This is a genomic window from Paenibacillus glucanolyticus NBRC 15330, from assembly GCF_004000885.1.
In the GTDB taxonomy this organism is placed as follows: Bacteria; Bacillota; Bacilli; order Paenibacillales; family Paenibacillaceae; genus Paenibacillus_AQ; species Paenibacillus_AQ glucanolyticus.
The window spans coordinates 17060-26833 of the sequence record NZ_BIMC01000026.1; the positions used below are offsets into that span (position 1 = coordinate 17060).

Genomic DNA, 9774 nt, shown 5'->3' on the forward strand with positions numbered 1-9774 from the left:
GCCGGAACCTATCGCCTATTTATTGATAAAACCTTTGTAATGACGTTTGATCAATTGGCTTTCGATCTGCTTCATCGTGTCCAGTGCAACACCAACAACGATCAAGAGTGATGTACCGCCGATCTGAACCGTACGTGGAAGACCTGCAAGTGATCCGAAGAATACCGGAAGTACAGAGATCACGGCCAGGAACAGGGCTCCTGTCATGGTCAAACGGGTCATAACCCGAGTCAGGTACTTCTCGGTAGCTTTACCAGGACGAATGCCTGGAACATAGCCGCCGTTCTTCTTCATATTGTCAGCCATTTGGTTAGGGTTCATCTGCACGAAGGTGTAGAAGAACGTGAAACCAATGATCATGAGCACATACAGCACCATTCCAAGCGGACTGTCATAAGCCAGGTTCGCCGTAATCCATTTCGCCCAACTCATGTGTCCCCAGAAGCTGGCGAGAATGACCGGGAACTGCAGCAGTGACATCGCAAAGATTACCGGAATAACGCCTGCTCCGTTAATCTTAAGTGGAATGTGAGTGTTCTGTCCGCCGTACATTTTGTTTCCTACAACACGCTTGGCGTATTGAACCGGAATTTTACGGATACCTTGCTGAATGAATACAACACCGGTAATGATCAAAATCAAAATCAGAAGGATAATAAGACCTTTCAAAGTGTTCATGAACACTTGACCATCCTGAATGAAGTTCGATTCGATCGTTGTCCGAATGTGCATCGGAATACCAGCAGCGATACCAGCAAAGATAATGATCGAAATACCGTTACCGATTCCGCGTTCCGTTATCTGTTCACCGAGCCACATCAAGAATGATGTACCTGCGGTAAGCACGATCGCAATTACAACGTAGTCGATAAACGTTGCTCCAGGAACCATTTCTGCGCCGTACATACGGTTAAAACCGACGGACATTGCGAAGGCCTGAATCAATCCCAATATTACCGTACCATAACGAGTAATTTGAGCCAACTGCTTCTTCCCGTGTTCCCCTTGTTTGTTCCATTCCGCAAACTTTGGAATGACGTCCATCGACAGCAACTGTACGATAATGGACGAAGTAATATATGGAAATATCGAAAGGGCGAAAATCGAAAACTGCGATAGCGCGCCCCCCGAGAACGTGTTAAGAAGACCAAACAACTCGTTACCTGCCTGATTCGTCTGTGTAAAGACATCTTTGTTAACACCGGGAACCGGAACAAAGGATCCAATACGGAAAATAATCAGAACGAACAAGGTGAATATAATCCGTTTGCGAAGCTCCTCGACACGCCATATATTTTTCAGGGTCTTAAACATTAGATCACCTCGGTTTTACCGCCGGCAGCCTCGATCTTCTCTACCGCAGATTGAGAAAACTTATTAGCTTTTACAGTCAAAGAAACGGTAACTTCACCGTTGCCAAGAATTTTGATTCCGCTCTTTGTATTGTTAACAATACCGCTCTCAACCAAAACTTCTGGAGTCACTTCAGTACCTGCTGCAAAGCTGTTAAGTTCTTCGATGTTCACAATCGCGTACTCTTTCCGAGTTGGGTTTACGAAACCGCGCTTCGGAAGACGACGATACAATGGGTTCTGTCCACCTTCGAAGCCTGGACGTACACCACCGCCGGAACGAGAGTTTTGTCCTTTGTGACCGCGACCCGACGTTTTACCCGTACCACTACTAGTACCGCGTCCAACGCGCTTGCGTTCTTTGCGGGATCCAGGTGCTGGGCTCAGCTCATGTAACTTCATCGTTCGTTGCACCTCCTTAATATGTCCGGGAAAAACAACCCGGGATTAACCTTCGATTTCTTTAACAGAAACCAGGTGATTTACTTTCTTGATCATTCCGCGAATTGCAGCGTTGTCGCTTTGAACAACGGAATGGTTGATTTTGCGAAGACCGAGTGTTTTCACGGTTGCACGCTGATCTTCTGGACGACCAATCACGCTGCGTACGAGGGTGATTTCAAGTTTAGCCATGAGATTCCCTCCTTAACCCAACAGCTCTTCGACGGATTTGCCGCGAAGCTTGGCAACATCTTCAGCACGCTTCAGGCGGGATAACCCTTCCAAAGTCGCATTGACCATGTTCATGGAGTTCGAAGAACCTAGAGATTTTGTCAAAATGTCGCCTACACCAGCCAGTTCGAGTACTGCACGAACAGGACCGCCAGCGATAACTCCAGTACCTTCAGATGCTGGCTTCAATAATACTCGGCCTGCTCCGAAGTGACCTGTTACGAGGTGAGGAATAGTGGTTCCAACAAGTGGAATGTGAATCAGGTTTTTCTTAGCATCTTCAATACCTTTGCGGATTGCATCCGGTACTTCGCCTGCTTTACCGATACCTGCTCCTACCCAACCTTTGCCATCACCGACAACTACCAGTGCACTAAAGCTAAAGCGACGTCCGCCTTTTACAACTTTAGCAACGCGGTTAATGTTTACTACTCTTTCAGTCAGTTCTAAAGTGTTAGGATCTACACGCAAGTCGTTTACCTCCTTTTGAAAATATCTTAGAATTCAAGGCCTGCCTCGCGAGCTGCCTCTGCAAGAGCTTGAATACGTCCATGGTACAAATATCCACCACGATCGAATACGATCGATTTATGACCTTTGTCTGCAGCACGTTTTGCAACGAGTTCGCCGACTTTACGAGCGGATTCAACGCTTCCACCGTTCTTAATGTCGCCAGCCAATTCTTTATCAAGCGTAGAAGCTGATGCCAAAGTTACGCCAGCCACGTCGTCAATCAGTTGAGCATAGATGTGTTTCGAAGAACGGAACACGTTCAGACGTGGACGTTCAGCTGTGCCCTGGATTTTCTTACGGACACGCAGGTGTCTTTTCAAGCGAGCTTTGTTCTTGTCTTGTTTCGTAATCATGCTTCCATTTCCTCCCTTCAGTTTTGCCTTAAGAGCTTCACTTTTAGACGCATCGGGTAAGTATGGGAGAAGAGGCTAGTTACCCACCAGGCGAATCCCCGGTTAGCTAACCTTACTTCTTCTTACCAGCTTTACCTTCCTTACGGATAATGCGTTCACCTTCGTATTTAATCCCTTTACCTTTATAAGGCTCAGGCTCGCGTACGGAACGGATCTTAGCAGCGTAAGCACCTACGCGCTCTTTATCGATACCGCGAACAGTGATTTTTGTATTTACCGGCACATCAAATTCGATACCAGCTTCCGGTGTGATTTCAACTGGGTGGGAGTAGCCCACGTTCAGAACGATTTTATCTCCGGATTTGCTTGCACGGTATCCAACACCGACCAACTCAAGGTTTTTCGAGAATCCTTCAGTTACACCGTTGACCATGTTTGAGACAACGCTGCGGGTCGTGCCGTGAAGAGAGCGATGTGTTTTGTTGTCGGAAGGACGAACAACATTGATCTCGTTGTTTTCTACTGTAATTTGCATGTCTTTATGCAGTTCACGAGTCAAGGTTCCTTTAGGCCCCTTAACAGTAATTACAGTGTTATCCAGTGTGACTTCCACACCATTTGGAATAGCAATTGGTTTACGACCAATACGGGACATTCATTACACCTCCTATCTTGTGACGTTGATTACCATACGTAGCAGAGAACTTCTCCGCCAGCTTTGGATTGACGAGCTTCTTTGTCGGTCATAACTCCCTTAGACGTGGAGATGATCGCAATACCCAAACCACCAAGTACACGAGGTACTTCGTTGCTCTTCGTGTAAACGCGAAGACCTGGTTTGCTAATTCTTTTCAGACCTGTGATTACGCGTTCGTTGTTAGAACCATATTTCAGGAATACACGAATGATCCCTTGTTTATTGTCTTCTACAAACTCCGCATCACGGATGAAACCTTCACGCTTCAAAATGTCAGCGATTTGTTTCTTAATTGTCGAAGCAGGCATTTCTACTGTTTCGTGGCGAACCGTGTTCGCGTTACGAATACGAGTTAGCATATCTGCAATTGGATCGGACATAGTCATGTAGGATAAACCTCCTTCCCGTTTATAAACTTCTTACCAGCTTGCTTTTTTCACGCCAGGAATCTGGCCTTTATAAGCTAATTCACGGAAACAAATTCTGCAAACTTTAAACTTCTGCAGTACCGAATGTGGGCGACCACAACGTTCACAACGGGTATATGCCCGTACTTTGAATTTCGGTGTACGTTGTTGTTTAACTTTCATCGAAGTTTTTGCCACTTAGCCTGACACCTCCTAAATAGTTTCGGAGAAAAGGACAACCGTCTTATTTCGCGAAAGGCATGCCCAGTTGAGCAAGCAGTTCACGGGATTCTTCGTCGGTTTTAGCAGTCGTTACGATAACGATATCCATACCGCGAACTTTATCCACTTTGTCATACTCAATTTCAGGGAAAATGAGTTGCTCTTTCAGACCGAGCGTATAGTTACCGCGTCCGTCAAATGCTTTGGTGGACACGCCTTGAAAGTCACGTACACGTGGAAGTGTAACGTTGAACAGCTTGTCGAGGAAGTAGTACATACGCTCACCGCGCAGTGTTACTTTCACACCGATTGGCATGTTCTCACGGAGTTTGAATCCCGCGATGGATTTCTTCGCACGGGTGATAACCGGTTTTTGACCAGCAATCAGCTGCATGTCGTTTACAGCGGAATCAAGTACTTTCGAGTTGGATACTGCGTCACCAACACCCATGTTGACAACCACTTTCTCGATTTTTGGTACTTGCATTACTGTCTTATAGCTAAACTTCTGCATCAGAGCAGGAGTTACTTCGTTCAAAAAACGTTCTTTCATTCTTGCTGCCATGATTCAAGGACCTCCTTTCTCAACCGTCTTATTTATCAATAACTTCTCCGGATCTTTTTGCTACGCGAACTTTTTTGCCGTTGTCCAGTACTTTGTAACCGATACGGGTTACTTTTCCGCTCTTCGGATCAACGTGCATAACGTTCGATACATGGATCGGAGCTTCCTTCTCGATGATACCGCCTTGTGGGTTCATTTGGTTTGGCTTTTGGTGTTTTTTGATCATGTTCACACCTTCAACCAAAACGCGATTTTCACGAGGGTACGCTGCGATGACACGGCCTTTTTTGCCTTTGTCTTTACCGCTGATGACGATAACTGTATCATCTTTTTTCACGTGCAGTTTGTTGCTATGGGATTCCAGAACTTTTTTCACTTTAGGCATTCGTTACACCTCCTATGACTAGCCAGTTCAACTATTTATCGGGTTCCCGAAAAGTTACGTCACTTTTTGGGGTGTTATATTAGATTACTTCCGGAGCCAAGGAAACGATTTTCATGTAGTCTCTTTCGCGAAGTTCGCGAGCAACTGGTCCGAAAATACGAGTTCCGCGTGGGCTTCTGTCGTCTTTAACAACAACAGCTGCATTCTCGTCAAATGAGATGTAAGATCCGTCTTTACGACGAACAGAACGTTTCGTACGAACGACTACCGCTCTTACTACATCACCCTTTTTGACAACGCCGCCTGGTGTTGCTTGTTTGACGGAACATACGATCAAATCACCGATTTGAGCTGTACGACGACCAGTACCACCCAATACGCGGATACACATCAGTTCCTTCGCACCGGAGTTGTCAGCAACAGCTAAACGTGTAAATGGTTGAATCATTTAAATTTCCTCCTTCCATCGAAAACTGATCATATCTTAGATGATAACCGCTTTTTCAACCACTTCTACCAGTCTCCAACGTTTGTCTTTGGATAGAGGGCGAGTTTCCATGATTTTAACGGTATCTCCGATTTGAGCTTCATTGTTTTCATCATGCGCTTTAAATTTCTTCGTGTATTTAATGCGCTTGTGATACAAGTCATGCTTCTTATAAGTTTCAACAGCTACAACAACGGTTTTATCCATTTTATCGCTGACAACCTTACCGATTTGCACTTTACGAGCATTACGTTCTTCGCTCATTTGTTAGCCTCCTTCCTGAATACAGAACAATCGTTTCTGTTTCATTAACTAATCCCAAGTTCTCTTTCATGGATAACGGTTTTAGCACGAGCTATTTCTTTGCGAACATCACGAATCCGAGTTGGGTTATCAAGTTGGCCAGTAGCCAACTGAAAACGGAGGTTAAAGAGTTCCTCTTTAAATCCGGAGATTTTTTGCTCGATTTCTGCAGTGGTTAAGTTGCGCAGTTCATTAGCTTTCATTTGCTTCACCACCCACTTCTTCACGTTTCACAAACTTCGTTTTAACAGGCAGCTTGTGAGCGGCGAGACGCATCGCTTCGCGGGCGATCTCCTCAGACACGCCTCCAAGTTCAAACATGATTTTGCCTGGTTTTACAACGGCAACCCATTTCTCAACGTTACCTTTACCGCTACCCATCCGCACCTCGAGAGGCTTTTGAGTAATCGGCTTATCTGGGAAAATCTTAATCCATACTTTACCGCCACGGCGAATATAACGAGTCATCGCGATACGCGCAGCTTCGATCTGACGGTTAGTAATCCAACCTGGTTCAGTAGCTTGCAAGCCAAATTCGCCGAAGCTTACTTCCGTACCGCCTTTAGCTTGGCCTCTCATATGGCCGCGCTGTTGTTTGCGGTGTTTTACACGTTTTGGTACCAACATGATTAGTTGCCTCCTTCCTGAGCAGCTTGTTTCTTAGCCGTAGGAAGAACCTCTCCACGATAGATCCATACTTTCACGCCGATACGGCCGTAAGTCGTATGCGCTTCTGCTGTACCGTAGTCGATGTCTGCACGAAGCGTATGAAGTGGAACAGTTCCTTCACTGTAGCCTTCCGTACGAGCAATCTCGGCTCCGCCAAGACGTCCGCTGACTGATGTTTTAATCCCTTTTGCTCCAGAGCGCATCGTTCTTTGGATTGCTTGCTTCAGCGCACGACGGAAAGATACACGACGTTCCAGCTGTTGAGCAATGCTTTCAGCAACAAGAATTGCGTCCAGTTCAGGGTTTTTGATTTCAGAAATGTTGATGTGAACTTTTTTACCGCCGGCAATTTTAGTCACTTGTCCGCGCAGTACTTCTACTTCGGAACCACCTTTACCGATAACCATACCTGGTTTCGCAGTGTGGATCGTCACGTTCACACGATTTGCCGCTCTCTCGATTTCAATACGGGATACAGCGGAGTCTTTCAATTTATTTTTCAGGTATTCACGGATTTTCACGTCTTCCAGCAAAAGATCACCGAAGTCTTTGCCTGCATACCATTTGGATTCCCAATCACGGATAATACCGATACGGAGTCCTACTGGATTTACCTTTTGGCCCACACGTTTTCCCTCCTTATTTTTCAGCTACCACCAAAGTAATGTGGCTGGTGCGTTTATTGATCCGGCTTGCACGTCCCATTGCACGCGGGCGGAAACGTTTCATAGTCGGTCCCTGGTTGACATAAGCTTGCGTCACAACCAATTTAGTTACATCCAGTGAGTAGTTATGCTCAGCGTTTGCGATAGCCGAGTTCAAAAGCTTCTCAAGAACTGGAGATGCAGCTTTAGGAGTGTGACGAAGAATTGCGATCGCTTCGCCGACTTGCTTACCGCGAATCAAGTCAACAACGAGTTGAGCTTTACGAGGAGCAATACGAATCGATCTTGCATGTGCTTTTGCTTCCATATGTTTAACCTCCTCTCAAACAAAGAGCTTCATTAAATTATCTTCTCGTTTTCTTATCGTCTTCATGACCTTTGTAAGTACGAGTTGGAGCAAACTCACCCAACTTATGTCCTACCATATCTTCTGTTACATATACAGGTACATGTTTACGGCCATCATATACACCGAACGTGTGACCGATAAATTGCGGGAAAATAGTGGAACGACGGGACCACGTTTTGATCACAGCTTTTTTGCTTGCTGCGTTCATGTCCTCCACTTTTTTGAGCAGATATCCGTCAATAAAAGGTCCTTTTTTCAAACTACGGCTCATATTGAAATCCTCCCTTCACCAAATTGTCTCGTTACCTTCGAGCCTGTCACGAAGTTATGCACTTAAACGCGCATTACTTCGTGCGGCGGCGAACGATATATTTGTCAGAAGCTTTTCCTTTTTTACGTGTTTTGTAACCAAGGGTTGGTTTGCCCCATGGAGACATCGGCGATTTACGTCCGATTGGAGCGCGGCCTTCACCACCACCGTGAGGGTGATCGTTAGGGTTCATTACCACACCACGTACTTCAGGACGTTGTCCAAGCCAACGGCTACGACCAGCTTTACCGATTTTGATCAACTCATGGTCTTGGTTACCCACAGAACCGATGGTTGCACGGCAAACTTTCAGGATGCGGCGAACTTCACCGGAAGAAAGACGAACAGTTACGTACTTATCTTCTTTACCGAGAAGTTGAGCTTCTGTACCAGCAGCACGAACCAATTGTCCGCCTTTGCCTGGTTTCAATTCGATGTTGTGGATAACTGTACCTACTGGAATGTTTTCCAGTGGAAGTGCGTTACCGATCTTGATGTCAGCACCTACTCCAGATACTACTTGGTCTCCAACTTTCAGACCTTTAGGAGCGATGATATAACGCTTCTCACCATCTACGTAGTGAATCAGAGCGATGTTGGAAGTACGGTTCGGGTCGTATTCGATTGTAGCAACGCGACCTGGAATGCCGTCTTTGTTCCGTTTGAAGTCGATAATACGGTATTTACGCTTGTGTCCGCCGCCATGGTGACGAACCGTAATTTTACCTTGGTTGTTGCGGCCAGCTGTTTTGCTCAGTGGAGCCAGCAACGATTTTTCCGGCTGATTCGTGGTGATTTCTTCAAAAGTCGACACGGACATGTTGCGTCGAGCCGGGGATGTCGGTTTATACTTTTTAATAGGCACTGAGTTTTCCCTCCTTACTTAAGAAATTCTTATTCAACCGATTCAAAGAACTCGAGCGGTTTGCTGTCTGGAGCCAAAGTTACAATTGCCTTTTTCCACTCGGTTGTGTAACCGGAATAACGGCCGTAACGCTTTGGTTTCGCAGGAACACGCATCGTATTCACGTTCGATACTTTAACTTTAAAAATAGATTCGACAGCTTGCTTGATCTCGGTCTTGTTAGCACGGATATCCACTTCAAAAGCGTATTTCAGCTCTGCCATGTAGTCAGCCGTACGTTCCGTGATCACCGGGCGCTTGATTATATCGCGTGGGTCTTTCATTACGCGAGCACCTCCTCTACCTTCTGAACTGCTTCCTTCGTAATGATCAGTTGATCGTACGACAGTACGTCAAGAACATTAATGCCGTCAGCCGCTACGAATTTCACACCAGGAATATTACGTGCGGAAAGGGCTACATTATCATCATAGCTTGGAGCAACGATGAGAGCTTTACGGCCTACTTTCAGGTTGCTAAGAATGTTAGCAAACTCTTTTGTTTTCGGCGTATTCAGCGTCAGTTGATCCAATACGATAATTGCGTTGTCAATCACTTTGGAAGACAATGCAGATTTAATAGCCAAACGACGGACTTTCTTAGGAAGTTTAAATGTGTAGCTGCGCGGAGTTGGTCCAAATACCACACCGCCGCCTTTCCATTGTGGTGAACGGATCGATCCTTGACGAGCGCGGCCAGTACCTTTTTGTTTCCAAGGCTTACGTCCGCCGCCGCGTACTTCAGAACGTCCTTTTACTTTGTGGGTACCACGACGAAGGGAAGCGCGCTGCAACAATACTGCGCTGTGCAGTACGTGCGTATTCGGCTCGATGCCGAACACAGCTTCATTCAATTCTACTTCGCCAACTTGGCTACCGCTGACATTATAAAGTGCTACTTTAGGCATTGTTTGTTCCTCCT

At 45.9% G+C, this 9774-nt stretch carries 20 protein-coding genes; all 20 read right to left on the reverse strand.

What is annotated here, in order from left to right:
* Window positions 1-15: 15 nt before the first annotated feature.
* The 20 genes from secY to rplD all read right to left on the reverse strand — a co-directional run bounded on the left by secY (window position 16) and on the right by rplD (window position 9760).
* On the reverse strand, window positions 16-1314 hold the full coding sequence (secY, locus tag PGL02S_RS25145; protein WP_036638431.1) for a preprotein translocase subunit SecY: 1299 nt from the start codon (window positions 1312-1314) through the stop codon (window positions 16-18).
* Window positions 1314-1754 (reverse strand): 50S ribosomal protein L15, encoded by a 441-nt coding sequence (gene rplO / locus PGL02S_RS25150; protein WP_006212903.1) that lies wholly within the window; start codon window positions 1752-1754, stop codon window positions 1314-1316. Before rplO ends, secY begins: the two co-directional genes overlap by 1 nt.
* Before the next feature lie 45 nt (window positions 1755-1799).
* Window positions 1800-1985 carry a 50S ribosomal protein L30 gene (gene rpmD / locus PGL02S_RS25155; RefSeq protein ID WP_006212904.1) on the reverse strand — a complete coding sequence of 62 codons (186 nt, stop codon included), beginning with the start codon at window positions 1983-1985 and terminating at the stop codon, window positions 1800-1802.
* 12 nt (window positions 1986-1997) lie between these two features.
* Window positions 1998-2495, reverse strand: coding sequence for a 30S ribosomal protein S5 (gene rpsE, locus PGL02S_RS25160; protein ID WP_006212905.1), 498 nt, complete (start codon window positions 2493-2495; stop codon window positions 1998-2000).
* A 26-nt stretch (window positions 2496-2521) separates the two neighbouring features.
* Window positions 2522-2890, reverse strand: a complete 369-nt coding sequence (rplR, locus tag PGL02S_RS25165; protein WP_006212906.1) for a 50S ribosomal protein L18 — start codon at window positions 2888-2890, stop codon at window positions 2522-2524.
* Between the two features lie 112 nt (window positions 2891-3002).
* Window positions 3003-3545, reverse strand: a complete 543-nt coding sequence (gene rplF / locus PGL02S_RS25170) for a 50S ribosomal protein L6 (RefSeq protein ID WP_006212907.1) — start codon at window positions 3543-3545, stop codon at window positions 3003-3005.
* Between the two features lie 29 nt (window positions 3546-3574).
* Complete coding sequence (rpsH, locus tag PGL02S_RS25175) at window positions 3575-3973, reverse strand: 30S ribosomal protein S8 (protein WP_006212908.1); 399 nt, start codon at window positions 3971-3973, stop codon at window positions 3575-3577.
* A 33-nt stretch (window positions 3974-4006) separates the two neighbouring features.
* Window positions 4007-4192: a type Z 30S ribosomal protein S14 gene (locus PGL02S_RS25180; protein ID WP_006037933.1), complete on the reverse strand. Its 186-nt coding sequence runs from the start codon at window positions 4190-4192 to the stop codon at window positions 4007-4009.
* A gap of 46 nt (window positions 4193-4238) precedes the next feature.
* Complete coding sequence (gene rplE / locus PGL02S_RS25185; protein ID WP_006212909.1) at window positions 4239-4781, reverse strand: 50S ribosomal protein L5; 543 nt, start codon at window positions 4779-4781, stop codon at window positions 4239-4241.
* Window positions 4782-4809: 28 nt separating this feature from the next.
* Complete coding sequence (gene rplX, locus PGL02S_RS25190) at window positions 4810-5166, reverse strand: 50S ribosomal protein L24 (RefSeq protein ID WP_006212910.1); 357 nt, start codon at window positions 5164-5166, stop codon at window positions 4810-4812.
* A gap of 79 nt (window positions 5167-5245) precedes the next feature.
* Window positions 5246-5614, reverse strand: coding sequence for a 50S ribosomal protein L14 (gene rplN / locus PGL02S_RS25195; RefSeq protein ID WP_006212911.1), 369 nt, complete (start codon window positions 5612-5614; stop codon window positions 5246-5248).
* 36 nt (window positions 5615-5650) lie between these two features.
* Complete coding sequence (gene rpsQ / locus PGL02S_RS25200; RefSeq protein WP_006212912.1) at window positions 5651-5917, reverse strand: 30S ribosomal protein S17; 267 nt, start codon at window positions 5915-5917, stop codon at window positions 5651-5653.
* Between the two features lie 44 nt (window positions 5918-5961).
* Window positions 5962-6159 carry a 50S ribosomal protein L29 gene (gene rpmC / locus PGL02S_RS25205; protein ID WP_006212913.1) on the reverse strand — a complete coding sequence of 66 codons (198 nt, stop codon included), beginning with the start codon at window positions 6157-6159 and terminating at the stop codon, window positions 5962-5964.
* Window positions 6149-6583: a 50S ribosomal protein L16 gene (gene rplP / locus PGL02S_RS25210; RefSeq protein WP_006212914.1), complete on the reverse strand. Its 435-nt coding sequence runs from the start codon at window positions 6581-6583 to the stop codon at window positions 6149-6151. The genes rpmC and rplP overlap by 11 nt, the downstream gene beginning before the upstream one ends.
* Before the next feature lie 2 nt (window positions 6584-6585).
* On the reverse strand, window positions 6586-7251 hold the full coding sequence (gene rpsC, locus PGL02S_RS25215; protein WP_006212915.1) for a 30S ribosomal protein S3: 666 nt from the start codon (window positions 7249-7251) through the stop codon (window positions 6586-6588).
* Window positions 7252-7264: 13 nt separating this feature from the next.
* Window positions 7265-7597: a 50S ribosomal protein L22 gene (gene rplV, locus PGL02S_RS25220; RefSeq protein WP_006212916.1), complete on the reverse strand. Its 333-nt coding sequence runs from the start codon at window positions 7595-7597 to the stop codon at window positions 7265-7267.
* A gap of 37 nt (window positions 7598-7634) precedes the next feature.
* Window positions 7635-7910 (reverse strand): 30S ribosomal protein S19, encoded by a 276-nt coding sequence (gene rpsS / locus PGL02S_RS25225; protein WP_006212917.1) that lies wholly within the window; start codon window positions 7908-7910, stop codon window positions 7635-7637.
* Window positions 7911-7983: 73 nt separating this feature from the next.
* A complete protein-coding gene (gene rplB / locus PGL02S_RS25230; protein WP_006212918.1) occupies window positions 7984-8814 on the reverse strand; it encodes a 50S ribosomal protein L2 in 831 nt (276 codons plus the stop codon).
* Window positions 8815-8843: 29 nt separating this feature from the next.
* On the reverse strand, window positions 8844-9137 hold the full coding sequence (gene rplW, locus PGL02S_RS25235; protein ID WP_006212919.1) for a 50S ribosomal protein L23: 294 nt from the start codon (window positions 9135-9137) through the stop codon (window positions 8844-8846).
* Entirely contained in the window at window positions 9137-9760 is a 624-nt protein-coding gene (gene rplD, locus PGL02S_RS25240) for a 50S ribosomal protein L4 (protein ID WP_006212920.1), read from the reverse strand. Before rplD ends, rplW begins: the two co-directional genes overlap by 1 nt.
* Window positions 9761-9774: the final 14 nt, after the last annotated feature.

Excerpts from the sequence above, each read along its gene's own strand:
- rplD (WP_006212920.1), bottom strand. The coding sequence starts at position 9,760 with ATGCCTAAAGTAGCACTTTATAATGTCAGCGGTAGCCAAGTTGGCGAA.
- rpsQ (WP_006212912.1), bottom strand. The coding sequence starts at position 5,917 with ATGAGCGAAGAACGTAATGCTCGTAAAGTGCAAATCGGTAAGGTTGTC.
- rpmC (WP_006212913.1), bottom strand. The coding sequence starts at position 6,159 with ATGAAAGCTAATGAACTGCGCAACTTAACCACTGCAGAAATCGAGCAA.
- secY (WP_036638431.1), bottom strand. The coding sequence starts at position 1,314 with ATGTTTAAGACCCTGAAAAATATATGGCGTGTCGAGGAGCTTCGCAAA.
- rplN (WP_006212911.1), bottom strand. The coding sequence starts at position 5,614 with ATGATTCAACCATTTACACGTTTAGCTGTTGCTGACAACTCCGGTGCG.
- rplW (WP_006212919.1), bottom strand. The coding sequence starts at position 9,137 with ATGAAAGACCCACGCGATATAATCAAGCGCCCGGTGATCACGGAACGT.
- rpsS (WP_006212917.1), bottom strand. The coding sequence starts at position 7,910 with ATGAGCCGTAGTTTGAAAAAAGGACCTTTTATTGACGGATATCTGCTC.
- rpsH (WP_006212908.1), bottom strand. The coding sequence starts at position 3,973 with ATGACTATGTCCGATCCAATTGCAGATATGCTAACTCGTATTCGTAAC.
- rplX (WP_006212910.1), bottom strand. The coding sequence starts at position 5,166 with ATGCCTAAAGTGAAAAAAGTTCTGGAATCCCATAGCAACAAACTGCAC.
- rplV (WP_006212916.1), bottom strand. The coding sequence starts at position 7,597 with ATGGAAGCAAAAGCACATGCAAGATCGATTCGTATTGCTCCTCGTAAA.
- rpmD (WP_006212904.1), bottom strand. The coding sequence starts at position 1,985 with ATGGCTAAACTTGAAATCACCCTCGTACGCAGCGTGATTGGTCGTCCA.
- rplE (WP_006212909.1), bottom strand. The coding sequence starts at position 4,781 with ATGGCAGCAAGAATGAAAGAACGTTTTTTGAACGAAGTAACTCCTGCT.
- rplR (WP_006212906.1), bottom strand. The coding sequence starts at position 2,890 with ATGATTACGAAACAAGACAAGAACAAAGCTCGCTTGAAAAGACACCTG.
- rplP (WP_006212914.1), bottom strand. The coding sequence starts at position 6,583 with ATGTTGGTACCAAAACGTGTAAAACACCGCAAACAACAGCGCGGCCAT.
- rplO (WP_006212903.1), bottom strand. The coding sequence starts at position 1,754 with ATGAAGTTACATGAGCTGAGCCCAGCACCTGGATCCCGCAAAGAACGC.
- rplF (WP_006212907.1), bottom strand. The coding sequence starts at position 3,545 with ATGTCCCGTATTGGTCGTAAACCAATTGCTATTCCAAATGGTGTGGAA.